15 protein-coding genes are annotated in these 16,952 nt (G+C 62.0%); 6 read left to right on the top strand and 9 right to left on the bottom strand.

Going from position 1 to position 16,952, the window contains the following annotated elements:
* Positions 1 to 87 precede the first annotated feature (87 nt).
* Positions 88 to 1,311: a 3-hydroxyacyl-CoA dehydrogenase gene (locus CAF87_RS23680; protein WP_085733322.1), complete on the top strand. Its 1,224-nt coding sequence runs from the start codon at positions 88 to 90 to the stop codon at positions 1,309 to 1,311.
* A gap of 31 nt (positions 1,312 to 1,342) precedes the next feature.
* Positions 1,343 to 1,774, top strand: a complete 432-nt coding sequence (locus CAF87_RS23675) for a thioesterase family protein (RefSeq protein ID WP_085733321.1) — start codon at positions 1,343 to 1,345, stop codon at positions 1,772 to 1,774.
* Positions 1,775 to 1,839: 65 nt separating this feature from the next.
* Here the strand turns inward: CAF87_RS23675 and CAF87_RS23670 are convergent, their stop codons facing one another.
* From CAF87_RS23670 to CAF87_RS23655, 4 genes are all read right to left on the bottom strand, one after another.
* Positions 1,840 to 2,319, bottom strand: coding sequence for a glycine zipper domain-containing protein (locus tag CAF87_RS23670; protein ID WP_085712724.1), 480 nt, complete (start codon positions 2,317 to 2,319; stop codon positions 1,840 to 1,842).
* Between the two features lie 211 nt (positions 2,320 to 2,530).
* Positions 2,531 to 4,879 (bottom strand): FdhF/YdeP family oxidoreductase, encoded by a 2,349-nt coding sequence (locus CAF87_RS23665; RefSeq protein ID WP_085733320.1) that lies wholly within the window; start codon positions 4,877 to 4,879, stop codon positions 2,531 to 2,533.
* Positions 4,876 to 5,715 carry a formate dehydrogenase accessory sulfurtransferase FdhD gene (fdhD, locus tag CAF87_RS23660; RefSeq protein WP_085733319.1) on the bottom strand — a complete coding sequence of 280 codons (840 nt, stop codon included), beginning with the start codon at positions 5,713 to 5,715 and terminating at the stop codon, positions 4,876 to 4,878. The genes CAF87_RS23665 and fdhD overlap by 4 nt, the downstream gene beginning before the upstream one ends.
* Before the next feature lie 92 nt (positions 5,716 to 5,807).
* Positions 5,808 to 6,695: a LysR family transcriptional regulator gene (locus CAF87_RS23655; protein WP_085733318.1), complete on the bottom strand. Its 888-nt coding sequence runs from the start codon at positions 6,693 to 6,695 to the stop codon at positions 5,808 to 5,810.
* A gap of 137 nt (positions 6,696 to 6,832) precedes the next feature.
* Here CAF87_RS23655 and lysM point away from each other — a divergent pair, with 137 nt between their 5' ends.
* Positions 6,833 to 7,273, top strand: coding sequence for a peptidoglycan-binding protein LysM (gene lysM, locus CAF87_RS23650; protein WP_085733317.1), 441 nt, complete (start codon positions 6,833 to 6,835; stop codon positions 7,271 to 7,273).
* 41 nt (positions 7,274 to 7,314) lie between these two features.
* Here lysM and yrfG read toward each other — a convergent pair whose 3' ends face one another.
* The gene (gene yrfG / locus CAF87_RS23645; RefSeq protein ID WP_085733316.1) at positions 7,315 to 7,977 is read right to left on the bottom strand and encodes a GMP/IMP nucleotidase; all 663 of its coding nucleotides are present in this window, start codon (positions 7,975 to 7,977) and stop codon (positions 7,315 to 7,317) included.
* 88 nt (positions 7,978 to 8,065) lie between these two features.
* On the opposite strand from yrfG, the gene nudE reads away from it, so the two are divergent.
* Together nudE and cysQ are read left to right on the top strand one after the other, a co-directional pair.
* Positions 8,066 to 8,632, top strand: a complete 567-nt coding sequence (gene nudE, locus CAF87_RS23640; RefSeq protein ID WP_085733315.1) for an ADP compounds hydrolase NudE — start codon at positions 8,066 to 8,068, stop codon at positions 8,630 to 8,632.
* Positions 8,633 to 8,637: 5 nt separating this feature from the next.
* Positions 8,638 to 9,471: a 3'(2'),5'-bisphosphate nucleotidase CysQ gene (gene cysQ / locus CAF87_RS23635; RefSeq protein ID WP_085733314.1), complete on the top strand. Its 834-nt coding sequence runs from the start codon at positions 8,638 to 8,640 to the stop codon at positions 9,469 to 9,471.
* 15 nt (positions 9,472 to 9,486) lie between these two features.
* On the opposite strand, the gene CAF87_RS23630 is transcribed toward cysQ, so the two are convergent.
* From CAF87_RS23630 to rfbC, 4 genes are all read right to left on the bottom strand, one after another.
* Positions 9,487 to 9,942: a YiiD C-terminal domain-containing protein gene (locus tag CAF87_RS23630; RefSeq protein WP_085733313.1), complete on the bottom strand. Its 456-nt coding sequence runs from the start codon at positions 9,940 to 9,942 to the stop codon at positions 9,487 to 9,489.
* A complete protein-coding gene (locus tag CAF87_RS23625) occupies positions 9,939 to 11,324 on the bottom strand; it encodes a sigma-54 dependent transcriptional regulator (protein ID WP_085733312.1) in 1,386 nt (461 codons plus the stop codon). Before CAF87_RS23625 ends, CAF87_RS23630 begins: the two co-directional genes overlap by 4 nt.
* Positions 11,321 to 13,129, bottom strand: coding sequence for an ATP-binding protein (locus tag CAF87_RS23620; protein WP_085733311.1), 1,809 nt, complete (start codon positions 13,127 to 13,129; stop codon positions 11,321 to 11,323). Before CAF87_RS23620 ends, CAF87_RS23625 begins: the two co-directional genes overlap by 4 nt.
* A 106-nt stretch (positions 13,130 to 13,235) precedes the next feature.
* Positions 13,236 to 13,781, bottom strand: coding sequence for a dTDP-4-dehydrorhamnose 3,5-epimerase (rfbC, locus tag CAF87_RS23615; protein ID WP_085733310.1), 546 nt, complete (start codon positions 13,779 to 13,781; stop codon positions 13,236 to 13,238).
* A gap of 179 nt (positions 13,782 to 13,960) precedes the next feature.
* Between rfbC and CAF87_RS23610 the strand changes: the two genes are divergently transcribed.
* A complete protein-coding gene (locus CAF87_RS23610; protein WP_085733309.1) occupies positions 13,961 to 16,873 on the top strand; it encodes an aminotransferase in 2,913 nt (970 codons plus the stop codon).
* The last annotated feature ends 79 nt before the right edge of the window (positions 16,874 to 16,952 follow it).

Raw genomic sequence — 16,952 nt, 5'->3', positions numbered from 1 at the left:
TGTCGATCATCACGGCAATAAACTTCAAAAAAGCCCGGTGGCTGTCTATGGTGAAGGCTGTCTTTGGATCTCCAACAAGAGAACAACATGAGCCAGACATCCTTCGAAATCCGCCAGGCCGCCGTGATCGGCGCCGGCACCATGGGCCGCGGCATTGTCATGTGCCTGGCCAACGCCGGCGTGTCAGTGCAATGGGTCGATAACAATCCGCAGATGCTTGAGCAGGCGCTGAAGGCGGTGGCCGATACCTATGCGCACAACGTGCGTCAGGGGCGGATCGATCAGGTCGAGGCCGATGCGCGAATCGCCCGGGTCAGCGCGGCGGCGGATTATGTGGCGATCCGCAATGTCGATCTGGTGATCGAAGCGGTGTACGAGAATCTCGAGCTCAAGCAGAAGATCTTCCGTGAGCTCGATGGCTTGCTGAAGCCGGAGGCACTGCTGGCGAGCAATACCTCGGCGCTGGACATCGATGCAATTGCCGCCGCGACACGACGCCCGACTCAGGTGTTGGGCCTGCATTTCTTCAGTCCGGCGCACATCATGAAATTGCTGGAAATCGTCCGTGGTGCGCGAACCTCGCCAGCCGTGCTGGAAGCGGCGCTCGAACTGGGCAAGCGTATGGGCAAGGTCAGTGTGGTGTCAGGCAACTGTCACGGATTTATCGGCAACCGCATGCTTCATCCTTACGTGCTCGAGGCGCGCAAGATGCTGCTCGAAGGGGCCTGGCCACAGCAGATCGACGCGACGTTGCAGGGCTTCGGTTTTGCCATGGGGCCGTTTCGCATGTACGACGTGGTTGGCATCGACCTGGAGTGGCGTGCCCGTGAGCTCGCCGGCAAGGGCCAGGAAGCGCCAGAGGTTCAAGTGGATAACCGCTTGTGCGAGCTGGGGCGCTTCGGACAGAAGTCCGGTAACGGCTATTACCACTACGAACCGGGCAGTCGTCAGGCCGAGCCTGACCCCGAGGTGGATGCGCTGGTGTTGAGCGTCAGCGAAGGTCTGGGGTTTCATCGCCGTGACATCGGCTCCGAGGAGATCCTTGAGCGTTGCCTTCTGGCGTTGGTCAACGAGGGCGCGAAAATCCTGCAGGAAGGGATTGCCGAATCGGCCCATGACATCGATCAGGTCTACCTGAATGGCTACGGTTTCCCGGCGGAGAGGGGCGGGCCGATGGCCTGGGCGGACGACCAGGGGCTGGCAGACATTCACAAGCGGTTGCTGGCGCTGGAGACCCGGCAGGGTGATCAGTGGCGGCCAGCGCAATTGATTGGTGAGCTGGCAGCGCGAGGAAAAGGTTTTTACCTTTAGACTGGCCCGATCACTCAAGGAATCGACACTGATGTCCAACCCGATGCCGCAACGCACCGATTACCCGCATTTCCAGCCGATCACTACGCGCTGGCATGACAACGATGCCTACGGTCACGTCAACAACGTCACCTACTACAGCTTTTTCGACACGGCCGTGAACACCTACCTGATTCAGGTCGGTGGCCTGGATATTCACGACGGCGAGGTGGTGGGGTTTGTGGTGAGTTCGTCCTGCGATTACTTCGCCTCGATTGCGTTTCCGGACCGGATCGAGATCGGTCTGCGGGTTGGCAAACTGGGTAACAGTTCGGTGCAGTACGAGCTGGCGGTGTTCAAGGCTGATGAAAGTGAAGCCTGTGCGGCCGGGCGTTTCGTGCATGTGTTCGTTGATCGGGCGTCGAACCAGCCGGTGGCGATTCCGGCCGGTTTGCGCGGGGCGCTGGAACGGCTGGCGGTCTGACAGGCAAAAAAAAATCGCAGCTCGGGGGAGCTGCGATCTGGCTGTACCGGCAATGAGGTCAAGCCTCAGTCGCGGTAGTAGCGGTGATGCTTGCGATGGCCGTAGGCATGGCCGCGACCATGGTGGTAGTCACGATAGTAGCGACGATCATCACGGCCGCGATCATAACGACGGTCTTCGCGATTGCTTTCGTTGCCCATGTAGTTACCCAGCGCGCCACCGGCACCGCCACCTGCTGCGGCGCCGATCAGGCTGCCAGTGGTGCCGCCCATGCTGCGGCCAACCACGTTACCGCCGGCTGCGCCCAACGCACCGCCAATGGCCGCTTCGCCACGGCTGTGTTTGTTGGCGCCCACCGCACTACCACCCGCGCCGCCCAGGGCCGCGCCAATGGTTGAACCTGTGCTGCCGCCTAAAGACTGACCGACGACCGAGCCAAGAACCCCGCCCAATGCGCCGCCCACACCTGCTTCGGTGGTGCCTCCGGCAGAAGCGAAGCCACTGACCAGGCCAAGGGACAACAAGAGAATCTGGGAGAACTTCATAGAGGAGCCTCAAAGGGATGACGGCGCGATCCTGAGGCTGTGTAACAAGGCTGACAATCGAAATCCGACGAATAACACGACCTGTATACAATTATGCAAGTTACTGATTTTTGGATGGAACTTAACCGATTTTGGCCGGTCTTTAGCTACTTCACAAAGGCCGCTTTTATGCAAAAGCGGCCTTTTTTTGTGGGCGCAGAAAAGTTTTGTATCAGGCCGACTTGGCCATGATCAACCCTGACTCACTCGCCGCTTCCAATCGGATCGCGATGAATTTCGACGTCGGCGTATGGCTGCCGTCCCCGGTGCTTTCCAGCGGCACCAGCGGATTCACCTCTGGATAGTAGGCAGCTGCCTGACCCGCCGGAATATCGAACGCCAGCAGCGTGAAGCCCTTCACCCGACGCTCACGGCCATCGTCCCACAGCGACACGATGTCAGCCTTCTGCCCCGGTTTGAAGCCCAGACGAATGATGTCCGCTTCGTTGGCAAACAGCACGTCACGCTGTCCCTTCACCCCGCGATAACGGTCGTCGAGACCATAGATCGTGGTGTTGTACTGATCGTGAGAGCGCATCGATTGCAGGATCAGGTCCGGCAGTTTGCCGGTGGCGCGGGTGCGTTCGTGGATCAGGTCTTTTGGCAGCATGTTCGGTTTGAAGTTGGCCCGCCCCGATGTGGTGTTCCACTTGCGCGCGCCGGCGCTGTTGCCGAGGTAGAAGCCGCCCGGGTTCTTGACCTTCTCGTTGAAATCCTTGAAGCCCGGGATGGTGTCGGCGATCAGTTCGCGGATGCGCCGGTAGTCGGCCACCAGCCAGTTCCAGTCCACCGGTTTGCTGCCCAGTGTGGCGGCGGCGATGCCGGCGATGATCGACGGCTCCGAGCGCATCTGGTTCGACAGCGGCTGCAACTGACCGTTGGAGGCGTGCACCATGCTGAACGAGTCTTCCACGGTGACGGCCTGCGGGCCTTCGGTCTGGATGTCGATGTCGGTACGGCCCAGGCACGGCAGGATCAATGCGTCCTTGCCGTGGGCGAGGTGGCTGCGGTTGAGCTTGGTGCTGATCTGCACGGTCAGGTCGCAGTTGCGCAGGGCCTGGAAGGTGCGCGGGCTGTCCGGCGTGGCCTGGGCGAAGTTGCCGCCCAGACCGATGAACACTTTGGCGCGGCCTTCGGCCATCGCGTGAATCGCTTCGACCACGTTGTGCCCGTTGTGGCGCGGCACCTTGAACTGGAAGCGACGCTCCAGAGAATCGAGGAACGCCACCGGCGGACGCTCGTTGATGCCCATGGTGCGGTCGCCCTGCACGTTACTGTGACCGCGCACCGGACACAGACCGGCGCCGGGCTTGCCGATGTTGCCGCGCAGCAGCATCAGGTTGGCGATTTCCTGGATGGTCGGCACCGAGTGGCGGTGCTGGGTGATGCCCATCGCCCAGCACATGATCACGTTCTTGCCTTTGGCGTACATGCGCGCCGCTTGCTCGATCTCGACCAGGGGCAGGCCGGACTGCGCGACGATCTGCTCCCACGGCGTGTCATCGACGACACCGAGGTATTCCAGCACGTTGACGCTGTGTTCATTGAGGAAGTCGTGATCGAACACCGCCGGCGCACCGGCCTTTTGCGCATCGCGTTCCCATTGCAGCAGGAACTTGGCCATGCCGCGCAGCACCGCCATGTCGCCGCCCAATGCCGGGCGGAAGTACGCGGTGTTGGTTGGCTTGTCGCCGTTGGTGAGCATTTCGATCGGGTGCTGCGGGTGCTGGAAACGTTCCAGGCCGCGCTCTTTCAGCGGGTTGATGCAGACCACCTGAGCACCGCGTTTTACCGCTTCGCGCAGCGGTTCAAGCATGCGTGGATGGTTGGTGCCGGGGTTCTGGCCCCAGACGAAAATCGCATCGGCGTGTTCGAAGTCGTCGAAGGTCACGGTGCCTTTGCCGACACCGACGCTTTGCGCGAGCGCTACGCCGCTGGCCTCGTGGCACATGTTCGAGCAGTCGGGGAAGTTGTTGGTGCCGAAAGCGCGAACGAACAGCTGATACAGATACGCCGCTTCGTTGCTGGCGCGCCCCGAGGTGTAGAACTCGGCCTGGTCCGGGCTCGACAACGCTTGCAGGTGTTTGCCGATCAGCGCGTACGCATCGTCCCAGCTGATGGGCTTGTAGCGGTCGGTTTCGGCGTCATACACCACCGGCTCGGTCAGACGGCCCTGATATTCGAGCCAGTAGTCGCTCTGCTCCAGCAACGAGGTGACGCTGTGTTTGGCGAAGAACTTGCCATCGACTCGACGTTTGGTTGCTTCCCAGTTGACCGCTTTGGCGCCGTTCTCGCAGAACTTGACCATGCCGCTTTCCGGCGAATCGCCCCAGGCGCAGCCCGGGCAATCGAAGCCGCCGTTCTGGTTGGTCTTGAGCATCATGCGCAGGTTTTTCAGCGCGTTGTCGCTGGTCAACCAGGCCTGGGCCACGCTGATCAGTGCGCCCCAGCCGCCGGCTGGGCCCTTGTAGGGTTTGTAGCGCGGGACGGGTTTCTGGTCGGCTTGATGGTGTTGGCTCACGGGTGTTTCTCCATTTCTGGGCTATACACCCGCGGCGCATTTTTCTGCGGCAGGTGGATGAGATTGAGGTTGTGGCGACGGGCCCATTGAACGGCGAGGCCGGTGGGCGCGGACAGACTGACGAGGGTCTGGATCCCGGCGCGCAGGACTTTCTGGATCAATTCGAGACTGCAGCGGCTGGTGACAATCGCCAGGCCTCCGGTTGTGGATATCTTTTGCCGGATCAGGCCGCCGATCAGTTTGTCGAGAGCGTTGTGCCGGCCGATGTCTTCACGACCCAGCAGCAATTCACCGCTGGCATTCATGAACACCGCCGCGTGCACCGCGCCGCAATGCTGGCCGAGCGGCTGGAACGCGCCGATGCGCTGGCGCAGACCGTCGAGCCATTCGACCGGCGGCAAAGGCGCGCCGGGCAGGACCTTGAGATCGGGTAACGCCTGTTCCACCGCCTCCACACCGCACAAACCGCAACCGCTGGTGCCGGCCAGTTGCCGACGTTGCTGCTTGAGGTTCCAGAAGGCGCGATTGGCGATAGTCACCTGGGCGTATTGCGCCGAGCCCGAACCGGTCAGTTGCAGGTCATAGATGTCTGAGGCGTCTTCGATGATGCCGCTGCCCAGGCTGAAGCCGACGATGAAGTCTTCGAGGTCGGTTGGCGTCACCAGCATCACGGCCTGGCTGATGCCGTTGTAGGCGATCGCCAAGGCGACTTCCTCGGCCAGCGCGGTGCTGGCCGACTCCGCCAGGGGCAAGTCGCTGTAGCTGTAGGTCTGACTGGCGGCGGGCGCGGGCGTTTCGAGTGCAGGCGCCGCGCAGGCCGGGCGCTTGGCGTTCATGGCATCACCGACGGATTGATCAACGTTAAGACTAGGCGCGGCAACTTGTCGCGTCTAATCGCTAGTGTCGATCTATCGATAGATGCTGTCGATCAAGCGGCCACTGGCGATTTCTGATACAGCGCGAAACAGGCCTCGGCCAGCGCCGAGCGCGGGGCACCGCGGCGCATGATCAGGCCCAGTCGGGCGAGGGTCTGAGCGTTTTCGATAGGTTGCAGCCGCAGGTGATCGGTGAGTCTTTCGAGACCGCCGTCCAGCGGCATGATCGCGCAGCAGAATCCGCCGTGCACAGCTTGTAACAATTGATGCACGGCGTCGGTCTGCAACAGTGGCTTTGGTGTCAGGCCCCGGCTGTGGAAGTTGTGGTCGATGGACTGGCGAAAGTGCATGCCGCTGGTGAGCATGCCCAGCGGCAGTTCGATCAGCGCCTGCCAGCTCAGCGGTGCCTCGCCGAAACTGAAGGAGCGCTGATCGTAGAGCAGGCCCATGCGGGTTTCGTCGAAGGCCAGGGATTCGAAACGTTCGTTATCGAGGCGGTCCAGATACGAGACGCCGATGTCTATCCGGTTGTCCGCCAGTTGTTCGAGGATCTGCTCGGAACTCAGTGCCGACAATTCGAAGCGCAGTTCCGGGTGTGCAGCGTGCAGGCGTTGCATCAACGGCAGCGGATCAAAACTCGACAGCGGCACCACCCCCAGGCGCAAGGTGCCGATCAGGTTGCCGCGACAGGCTGCCGCTTCCGCTTGCAAGCCGTCGTAAGCCGCCAGCACCGTACGGGCCCAGGCCAGCACTCGCTCGCCTGGCGCGGTGAAACCTTCGAAGCGCTGGCCGCGATTGACCAGCGGCAGATCGAGCTCTTCTTCGAGGCTGCGCAGGCGCATCGACAGGGTCGGCTGAGTGATGTGGCAGCGGGCGGCGGCCTGTCCGAAATGGCGGGTTTCGTCGAGGGCGATGAGGAATTTCAGCTGCTTGATGTCCATCTTCGCTCCGGGGCGCTGGCAAGGGTGGACGATTCTACCGCTTGCGCGGCGACAGGGTCATTGGTCGGTCTGGAACCGGGTTGGTTTGTGGTGGTCTAGGCTTGGGCGTCTGGAACTTAAATCAAGGAGTGTGCGCTATGAGTCTTTTGAGCTTTGTAAAAGAGGCCGGTGAGAAGCTGATCGACCTGCTGACCCCCGGCAACGCCAATGCCAGCGAGCAGTTGAAGGAACACATCAGCAAGGTCGGGTTGGGTAACCCGAATGTCCAGGCCACCGTGGACGGCGACAAGGTGACGGTCACCGGTGAAGTAGCGAGCCAGGAAGAGAAAGAGAAGATTCTGCTGGCCGTCGGCAATATCGAAGGCGTGGGCAGTGTCGATGACCAGATCACCGTCACCGGGCCGGTGGTGGCCGCCGCACGTTTTGTGGTGGTGAAAAAGGGCGACACCCTCAGTGCGATTTCCCTGGCGGTGTATGGCAACGCCAACCAGTACAACAAGATTTTCGAGGCCAACAAACCACTGCTCAAGGACGTGAACAAGATCTATCCGGGGCAGACGCTGCGTATTCCTGATTAACAACACACCTGCAGGAGCTGCTTCGGCAGCTCCTGCAACGTTCAGAGTCCGCTGATCAAATCCCGATAATCCTCGACCGCCGCAAATTCCGCCGTGTCCTTCGGCCCCTTGCGACTGTCCGGTTCCTTCACTGCCAACAGATGCGCCACCCCGAAATCCTGTGCACTGCGCAGGATCGGCAAGGTGTCGTCGATGAACAGGCTGCGCGCCGGGTCGAATCCGATATCGGCCTGCAAGGCGTCCCAGAACTGCGGATTTTCCTTGGGGAATCCGTAATCGTGAGAGCTGATCAGTCGCTCGAAGTACGGCGCCAGTTCAACCCGTTCCAGTTTCAGCGACAGTGAATCGCGGTGCGCGTTGGTGATCATCACCACGCGTTTGCCGGCCCGTTTGATTGCTGCCAGAAAAGTGTCGGCGTCGGGGCGCAGGGCTATCAGGTGGGCGGTTTCCAGCTTCAGCTCGCGCACCGACAGCTTCAATTCCGCGCTCCAGAAGTCCAGGCAATACCACTGCAATTGACCGGCATGGCGTTCGAACAACGGCTGCAATTCCATTTCCGCCATGGCCCGGCTCACACCATGCAGTTCGGCGTAGCGCTGCGGCAAGTGTTCCAGCCAGAAATGGTTGTCGAAGTGAAGATCCAGCAACGTGCCGTCCATGTCCAGCAGAACGGTATCGATGTCGGACCACGGTAATGAAGGCATGGCAACGTCTCGAACGGTAGAAAGATATCCGACGCAAACAATCGGAAAAGCCGCGTTATAGTAGCGCGTTCACGCCAAGGAGCTTTGCATGCGCCAGAAACCAACCGTACTCGCCCGGGAAATCGTCGCCACCAGCCGTCTGTTCTGCGTCGAAGAGCTGAAGCTGCGCTTTTCCAACGGCGTGGAGCGCACCTACGAGCGGCTGGTGGGCAAGGGCGCCGGTTATGGCGCGGTGATGATCGTGGCAATGCTCGATGCCGAGCACGCGGTGCTGGTCGAGGAATACTGCGGCGGTACCGACGAATATGAACTGTCCCTGCCCAAAGGGTTGATCGAACCGGGCGAAGACGTGCTGGCGGCGGCCGAGCGTGAACTCAAGGAAGAGGCCGGCTTTGGCGCACGACAGCTGGAGCACCTGACCGAGTTGTCGTTGTCCCCCGGTTACATGAGCCAGAAAATCCAGGTGGTGCTCGCCAGCGATCTGTATGAAGAGCGACTGGAAGGCGACGAGCCGGAGCCGATGCGAGTGGACAAGGTCAACCTGCGGGATCTCTCGGCGCTGGCGCAAAATCCGCAATTTTCCGAAGGTCGTGCCTTGGCGGCGTTGTACCTGGCCCGCGATCTGCTGACCCAGCGCGGCTTTTTCCAGTCATGAGTGAGATGTCGATGAATTTTCCCCATCCGATGATGGCGCCCGTGGTTGAACTGGCGTTGCGGGCCGGCGAGGCGATCCTGCCGTTCTGGCGCGCCGATGTGGCGGTGACCGCCAAGTCCGATGATTCGCCGGTAACCGCCGCGGATATCGCTGCACACCATGTGATCGTTGCCGGCCTGACCGCCCTGGATCCGAGCATCCCGGTGTTGTCCGAAGAAGACGCCAACATCCCGCAAAGCGTACGTGCCGAGTGGCAGCGCTGGTGGCTGGTGGATCCGCTCGATGGCACCAAGGAGTTCATCAGCGGCAGCGAAGAGTTCACCGTCAACATTGCCCTGATCGAAAATGGTCGGGTGGTCTTCGGCGTGGTATCGATGCCGACCAACGGGCGCTTCTACGTCGGCGGTGCCGGGATCGGTGCCTGGCGTGGTGATACAGGCGGCACGCCGGTGGCGATTCAGGTTCGTGACGTGCCAGGTCCTGGCGAAGCGTTCACTGTGGTTGCCAGCCGCCGTCATTCGAGCCCGGAGCAGGAACGCTTGCTGGCCGGTTTGAGCGCAAGCCTGGGCGAGTTGCAGCTGGCCAATATCGGCAGCTCCCTGAAGTTCTGTCTGCTGGCCGAAGGCGCGGCGGACTGCTATCCGCGACTGGCGCCGACGTCCCAGTGGGACACGGCGGCGGCGCAGGGCGTTCTGGAAGGCGCGGGCGGTGAGGTGCTGGACTTGAGCGGCGAAGCGTTCTGCTATCCGCCGAGAGAATCACTACTGAATGAGTTCTTCCTCGCGCTGCCGGCAAAAGCGGCGTGGCGCTCGAAGCTGTTGGAGCTGGCCCGTTCGTAAGAACACCTCCACATCTCAGCGGTGCAGGACGTACTGCCCGCTGAACGTCACCGCATCCTCATCGCTCCCCGCATTGACGACTCGCGTGTGCAGCGTCAATCGCGCCCGCCCGTAGCGCTGATACATCGCTATAAATTTTTTCCAAACGGCCGTACTTGGCGCCGGGCAGATGGCAGTGGCATCGCCAGTCACCGGCAGTGGATAACTGATCTGCCCTTCCTGAATCACGATGTGGCCGTCGGTGATGCCTTCTTCCTTCAAACGCAAATGCAGCCAGCCCCAACCGGCCAGCACCGCGCCGCAATACAGACTGCCGCCGAACATGGTGCTCTTGTGATTGACGTTGGCCTCCAGCGGCAAGTGCAGGCGCAGCTGCTGTTCGTGCCAGTCGAGCACCTTGAGGCCCATGTCCCGGGTCAGCGGGATGTCGTGATGGAGGACGGATTCCAGATAATGGCTGTCGTGCTTCATTCGGATTCGTCTCCATGGTTGCTGCTGTCGGCGAAATTCAGTCCGTGCTTGCGCAGTTTGTCGTGCAGGGTCTTGCGTGGGATGCCCAGGGCTTCGGCGAGGCTGCGCACCGAGCTGTGCGAGCGGGCCAGCTCGGCGGCGATCAATGACTTCTCGAAATGCTCCACCTGTTCACTGAGGCCACCGCTGGTGACCTCGATGGTCGCGCTGCCGCCGTCGGGCTGAGTGTTATCCAGCGCCAGTTCCAGGCCGAGGGCAAAACGCTCTGCCGCGTTCTGTAACTCCCGCACATTGCCCGGCCATGCGTGACGCAGCAGCAACGCCCGTTGTGCCGGTTGCAGTTCATGAGGTGGCAGACCGTGGCGAGCGCTGGCTTCATCGGCATAGTGCTGGAACAGCACGAGCGCGTCTTCGCCTCGTTCGCGCAGCGGCGGAATGCGCAGCGGCGCGACGTTGAGGCGGTAATACAAGTCCGCCCGGAACCGCCCCTGATCGGCGGCCTGGCGCAGGTCTTCCTTGGTCGCGGCGATGACGCGGATGTCCAGCGGGATCAACTGATTGCCGCCGAGGCGTTCGACGACTCGCTCCTGCAACATGCGCAGCAGTTTGACTTGCACATCCATGCTCATGCTTTCGATTTCATCGAGGAACAACGTGCCGCCATTGGCGAATTCGAACTTGCCGATCCGCCGTTTTTGCGCCCCGGTGAAGGCGCCGGGCTCATGACCGAACAACTCGCTCTCCACTACCGACTCAGCCAGTGCCCCGGCGTTGATCGCCACGAACGGGCCGTTACGCCGGCTCGACAGGTCGTGCAGGGCGCGGGCGACGACTTCCTTGCCGGCACCGGTTTCGCCGAGGATCAGGACGTCGGCCTTGGTCGCGGCCAGTGCGCCGATCTGCTCGCGCAGACGTGCCATAGGGGCCGAGTGGCCGACCAGTCGGGCGCTCAGTTCGTTGCGGTCGCTCAGGGCCATGCGCAGGCTGCGGTTGTCCAGCACCAGACGGCGCAGGGCCAGTGCGCGGCGTACGCTGTCGAGGAGTGCGTCGCTGGCGAACGGTTTTTCGAGGAAGTCGTAGGCGCCGGCGCGCATGGCCTGCACGGCCAGCGGTACGTCGCCATGGCCGGTGATCAGCAGCACGGGCAGCTCGGGATCCTGAGCGTGAAGTTCATGGAGCAACTCAAGACCATCCATGCCAGGCATACGAATGTCGCTGACTACCACGCCGGGCCAGTCACGCTCCAGTTGGGTGGCCAGACCCTTGGCTTCGGACAGCGGAAGGATTTTCAGGCCGGCCAGATCCAGCGTCTGGCCGAGGGCCTGACGCAGGTGCGGATCGTCGTCGATCAGCACCACCTGAATGCGGTTGTCGATGGTCATGCACTTCGATCCTCGGACGGTTGCAGGCTGACCCCGGGCGCGCCGGCGCGCAGCCGCAGGGTGATTAAGGCGCCACCTTGCTTGTGGTTGGCGAACGACAGCTCACCGCCGAAGGCGCGCATCAGGGTTTCGCAAATGGCCAACCCCAGACCAAGCCCCTGTGTGCGGGTCTTGGTGGTGTAAAACGGTTCGCTGGCGCGACCCAGCGCTTCCATGCAGAAACCCGGGCCGTTGTCGCGAATGTACAGATTGACGCCTTCGCCCGTGGATTCGGCACTCAGCCACAATTTGCGCGGCGGGCCTTTCTCGGTCAGGGCATCGAGGGCGTTGGCCAGCAGATTGCCGAGGACCTGGCGCAGACGGGTTTCCCCGGCCTCGACCCACAAGGTTGCGGCGGGCAGGTCGCGGATCAGCTCGACGTCCATGCTCCGGCGACGTTTGGCCAGCAGCGCCAACGCATCGTCCAGCGCCGGTTGCAGGGCTACGCTTTCCGGGGCGTGGCGATCGCGGCGGGCGAAAGCGCGCAGGTGGGCGATGATCGACGCCATGCGCCCGGTCAGTTCGCTGATCAGTTTGAGGTTGCCGCGGGCGTCGTCGGTGCGCTGATGGTCCAGCAGCACTTCGGCGTTTTCCGCGTAACTGCGGATCGCTGCCAGCGGTTGATTGAGTTCGTGGCTGATGCTCGCTGACATCGTCCCGAGCGCTGACAGTTTGCCAGCCTGCACCAGATCGTCCTGGGCCCGGACCAGTTCCTGCTGAGCCTGCTCGCGCTCCAGCACTTCCTGTTTCAGGCGTCGGTTGAGTCCTTCCAGATCGCTGGTCCGTTCGGCGACCCGACCTTCGAGTTCCCGCCGCGCCTTGGCTTCGAAAGCGATCCGTTCCAGGTAATGGCGACGGCGCTGCATCATCAGCCCGAGCAACAGCATGACCACCAGCAACGTGGCGCCGCCGACGGCCACCACGGTGCGCACCGGGCGGTCGATCAGGGTGCGCGGAGCAAGAATGCTGACGCTCCAGCCGGTTTCTTCGATGTCCCGGGTCTGGGTCAGCCAGGCGGTCGGGCTGAGGTTCAATGGGCGCGGTACGCGGGTCGGGTATGGCTGGATCGCGGTGATTGCCGAGCGTTCGTCGCCACTCAATGGACGGGTCGAGCGGAAGCGCCATTCCGGACGCGACGTAAGGATGACCACGCCGTTGTGGTCGGTCACCAACAGTTGCTCCGGGGTTTTGCCCCACAGGCTTTCGGTGTGGTCGAGGTCGACCTTGATCACCAGCACGCCGATGATTTTTTCGCCATTGCGCACGGCCGCGGCGAAGAAGTAGCCGCGTTTGGCAGAGGTGGTGCCAAGGCCGAAGAAGCGGCCCAGGCGCCCGGCCATGGCTTCACTGAAATAAGGCCGGAACGAGAAATTGCGCCCGACGAAACTGTCGTGCTTGTCCCAGTTCGACGCCGCCAGCGTTCGGCCAGTGGTGTCCATCAGGTACATGACTTCGGCGCCGGTCTGGGAAGCGATGTTCTTCAGCAGGCGGTTGGCATTGCCTTGGGTGACACCATCGTCCGGTGCGCCGACGACCGCGCGCAGTGCCGGCAGGTCGCCGAGGATCTGTGGCAGCACTTCGTAACGATGCAGAGTGCCCAGCAGGTTGGCGACGTAGAGGTCGAGGGTCTGGCGGTTCTGGCCAGCCAGCTCACTGCGGTAGTAACGCTCGGCGAGATGCTCCAGCGGCCACAGCAGCGGGGCCAGGCACAGGGCCAGCAGGGCGAGGCTGCGCCAGCGGGGGCGGCGGGGAAGGGTCGGAGTCATGAGCATCGAGCGCCTGTGGATACAGGCGCATTATGCCTAGGCTTGCCGTCGCAGTCTGCGCACCCGTTGTCGGATGCGCAGTGGCGCTGAAGTTTCACACAGGCATTCAGGAAAAGACGTCAGCGTCCTTGAAGAGTGTTCCAGCCTGGTCCTTGATCGACAGTTTTGGTTCTTCGTCCAACTGCCAGTCGATGCCCAGATCCGGGTCGTCCCAGCAAATGCAGCGTTCGGCCGAAGGGGTGTAATAGTCAGTGGTCTTGTAGAGAAATTCAGCGAATTCGCTCAGTACCACAAAGCCATGGGCAAAGCCTTCAGGTACCCACATTTGACGATGGTTGTCGGCCGACAAGCGCACGGAGACCCACTGGCCGAAGTGCGGCGAGCTGCGCCGGATATCGACGGCTACGTCGAGCACTTCACCGGCAGTGACGCGAACCAGTTTGCCCTGGGTGTTATCCAGTTGGTAATGCAAACCGCGCAAGACGCCTTTCTGCGAGCGGGAATGGTTGTCCTGGACAAATTGAGGGCTAAGGCCGGTCGCTTCCTGAAAAACCCTGGCGTTGAAGCTTTCGTAAAAGAAGCCGCGCTCGTCACCAAATACCTTGGGTTCGATGATCAGAACGCCGGGCAGGTCGGTGGTGATTACATTCATGAATTTTTCCATTGGCTGGTACGGATGGCCGACATTCTTGCGCAAAGTGCCGGAGGGTACGAGAGCAGACTTGCAAAAAAACCTTGCCTCCCAAGACTTGGGGGACGGATGGTCGGGGGTTGCTTATCGCCTTAAGCAGTGGCGATATAGGCGCCTAATAAAATTTCAGGGGTCGTTCCATGTCGTTCGCCACGTTGATTCATCGCGCCAGTCTGCCAGGTCCACAGGTCACCGCGGAGCAGGCGTTGCAGGTTCTGGCGCAGCATTACGGGCTGAACGGCACGTTGCAGGCACTGGGCAGCCAGCAGGACCTCAACTATCGCGTGGACAGCGAGCGCGGGCGATTCGTGCTGAAGATCTGCCGCGGTGATTATTCGCTGGTGGAGTTGCAGGCCCAGCACGCGGGTCTGAAATATCTTGCCGAACATTGCGATGTCACCGTTCCCCGGGTCATCTCGGCCAATGACGGCCAGGACCTGTTGTCGCTGGAGATCGGCGGTGAAGCTGTGCATGTGCGGCTGCTCGACTACATCGAAGGTCAGCCACTGACCGCGCTCGATCATCTTGGTCACGAAGTCGTCGCCGGATTCGGCAGGCTCTGCGGTGAGATGGACCTGGCCCTGGCCGGGTTCGACCATCCGGGACTCGAGCGCACGTTGCAGTGGGACGCGCGCCACGCCAGCGCACTGATCGAGCATCTGCTCCCGGTGATCGCGGATCAGCACCAGCGCGCATTGATCGCCAACGCTGCGGAGCAGGCTGGGCGCCGTCTGCAACCGTTGCTGGAAAAGCTACCAGTGCAGGCGATCCACATGGACATCACCGACGACAACGCGGTCTGGCAGCGTGATACCCGCCGGCACTGGCAGTTGCAGGGTGTGATCGATTTCGGTGATCTGGTCCGTACCTGGCGCATCACTGATCTGTCGGTCACCTGTGCCGCGTTGCTGCATCACGCCGGGGGCGATCCGTTCGTGATCCTGCCGGCAGTGCAGGCCTATCACGCGGTCAATCCGTTGCAACACGAAGAATTGCAGGCGCTGTGGCCGCTGATCGTGGCGCGGGCGGCGGTGCTGGTGCTCAGTGGCGAGCAACAGGTCAGCATCGATCCGGGTAACACTTACAGCCGTGACAACCTCACCCATGAATGGGAAATCTTCCGGGTCGCCACCTCGGTGCCGCTGGCGCTGATGGAGGCGGCGATCCTCTCGGCGGTCGGGCAGACGTTGCCGGCTATCGATAGTGAAGGCTTCGCGCCGTTGTTGCCCGGCCTGGTCGGGCGCGAATTCGCGTTGATCGATCTGGGTGTGTTGAGCGCGCACTTCGAGGCAGGCAACTGGGAACAGCCGGGCATTGATCAACGTTTGTTGAACGAGGCAGCCGCGATTCACGGTCTGGCCGCCAGTCGATACGGGCAATACCGTCTGTCCCGCACCCGGCCGGACAGCGCCGAGGAACCGGAGACGTTCCCGCTGCACGTTGAGTTGCGCGTACCTCAGGGTACGGTGGTAGAAGCGCCGTTTGCTGGCGTTCTGCACCTGTCGGCTGACGGTGCGCTGCGACTCGACGGCCCTCAACTGAGCGTGCGCCTGTGGGGCGTGACGCCGTCGCTGCACAGCGGCGCGGCGCTGGTCAAAGGCCAGGTGTTGGGTTCGGTGGACGGTCCGTTGATTGTGCAACTGATTCGCGATGCGCACCTGGAGGCACCGCTGTTCTGCACGCCGACCCGCGCACCGGCGTGGCAGGTGCTGTCACCATCGCCGGCAGCACTGCTGGGCCTGGCCTGCGACGCCGAGCCGGAACTGGATGCGCAAACCCTGCTGGCGCGTCGTGACGCCAGTTTCGCCCGCACTCAAAAACACTATTACGTCAACCCGCCGCGGATCGAACGCGGCTGGCGCAATCACCTGATCGACATGCAGGGCCGCTCCTACCTCGACATGCTCAACAACGTCGCGGTACTCGGGCATGGCCATCCGCGCATGGCGGCGGTCGCGAGCCGGCAATGGTCACTACTCAATACCAACTCGCGGTTCAACTATGCGGCGGTTGCCGAGTTTTCCGAACGCTTGCTGAAACTGGCCCCGGAAGGCATGGACCGGGTGTTCCTGGTCAACAGCGGCAGCGAGGCCAATGATCTGGCGATCCGTCTGGCCTGGGCCTACAGCGGCGGGCGCGACGTGCTCAGTGTGCTGGAGGCCTATCACGGCTGGACGGTCGGCGCGGACGCGGTATCGACGTCGATTGCCGACAACCCGCGAGCCCTGAGCAGCCGTCCGGACTGGGTGCACCCGGTGACTGCGCCGAATATCTATCGTGGCGAATTCCGAGGCCTCGATTCGGCACCGGACTATGTGCGCAGCGTTGAACACAACCTGGCCAAAATCGACGAACAGAAACGGCAACTGGCCGGGTTCATTTGCGAGCCGGTCTACGGCAATGCGGGCGGGATCTCGCTGCCGCCGGGCTACCTGAAGAAAGTCTATGAACTGGTGCGTGCCCGGGGCGGCGTGTGCATCGCCGACGAGGTGCAGGTCGGTTACGGGCGCATGGGCCACTTCTTCTGGGGCTTCGAAGAGCAAGGCGTGGTGCCGGACATCATCACCATGGCCAAAGGCATGGGCAACGGTCAGCCCTTGGGCGCCGTGATCACCCGCCGGGAAATCGCCGAAGCGCTGGAAGCCGAAGGTTACTTCTTCTCGTCTGCCGGCGGCAGTCCGGTGAGCTGCCAGATCGGCATGGCGGTGCTCGATGTCATGGAAGAGGAAAAGCTCTGGGAAAATGCCCAGGTGGTTGGCGGGCACTTCAAGCAGCGGCTGGAAGCATTGATCGATAAACATCCGCTGGTCGGTGCGGTGCATGGCTCGGGGTTCTATCTGGGGGTCGAACTGATCCGCAATCGCCAGACCCTGGAGCCGGCGACCGAAGAAACCACGCTGTTGTGTGATCGCCTGCGAGAGTTGGGGATCTTCATGCAGCCAACCGGCGATGACCTGAACATCCTCAAGATCAAACCGCCGATGATCACCTCGCGCCAGAGCGTGGATTTCTTTGTCGACATGCTGTCGAAGGTGCTCGAAGAAGGTCTCTGAGCCTGTGATGGTCCGATTAATACCGATTTCTATCGGTATTAATCGGTAAAAACAAAATCATGGATTTGTTTTTTGCTTT

This window comes from Pseudomonas sp. R38(2017), from assembly GCF_002112395.1.
Classification (GTDB): domain Bacteria; phylum Pseudomonadota; class Gammaproteobacteria; order Pseudomonadales; family Pseudomonadaceae; genus Aquipseudomonas.
The sequence above is the reverse complement of the archived record's forward strand: the minus strand, read 5'-3'. Positions and strand labels throughout refer to the sequence as shown.

Bases quoted from the DNA above. Each gene is read 5' to 3' on its own strand.
- CAF87_RS23680 (WP_085733322.1), top strand. From the start codon at position 88: ATGAGCCAGACATCCTTCGAAATCCGCCAGGCCGCCGTGATCGGCGCC.
- CAF87_RS23675 (WP_085733321.1), top strand. From the start codon at position 1,343: ATGTCCAACCCGATGCCGCAACGCACCGATTACCCGCATTTCCAGCCG.
- CAF87_RS23670 (WP_085712724.1), bottom strand. From the start codon at position 2,319: ATGAAGTTCTCCCAGATTCTCTTGTTGTCCCTTGGCCTGGTCAGTGGC.
- fdhD (WP_085733319.1), bottom strand. From the start codon at position 5,715: ATGAACGCCAAGCGCCCGGCCTGCGCGGCGCCTGCACTCGAAACGCCC.
- CAF87_RS23655 (WP_085733318.1), bottom strand. From the start codon at position 6,695: ATGGACATCAAGCAGCTGAAATTCCTCATCGCCCTCGACGAAACCCGC.
- lysM (WP_085733317.1), top strand. From the start codon at position 6,833: ATGAGTCTTTTGAGCTTTGTAAAAGAGGCCGGTGAGAAGCTGATCGAC.
- yrfG (WP_085733316.1), bottom strand. From the start codon at position 7,977: ATGCCTTCATTACCGTGGTCCGACATCGATACCGTTCTGCTGGACATG.
- nudE (WP_085733315.1), top strand. From the start codon at position 8,066: ATGCGCCAGAAACCAACCGTACTCGCCCGGGAAATCGTCGCCACCAGC.
- cysQ (WP_085733314.1), top strand. From the start codon at position 8,638: ATGTCGATGAATTTTCCCCATCCGATGATGGCGCCCGTGGTTGAACTG.
- CAF87_RS23630 (WP_085733313.1), bottom strand. From the start codon at position 9,942: ATGAAGCACGACAGCCATTATCTGGAATCCGTCCTCCATCACGACATC.
- CAF87_RS23625 (WP_085733312.1), bottom strand. From the start codon at position 11,324: ATGACCATCGACAACCGCATTCAGGTGGTGCTGATCGACGACGATCCG.
- CAF87_RS23620 (WP_085733311.1), bottom strand. From the start codon at position 13,129: ATGACTCCGACCCTTCCCCGCCGCCCCCGCTGGCGCAGCCTCGCCCTG.
- rfbC (WP_085733310.1), bottom strand. From the start codon at position 13,781: ATGAATGTAATCACCACCGACCTGCCCGGCGTTCTGATCATCGAACCC.
- CAF87_RS23610 (WP_085733309.1), top strand. From the start codon at position 13,961: ATGTCGTTCGCCACGTTGATTCATCGCGCCAGTCTGCCAGGTCCACAG.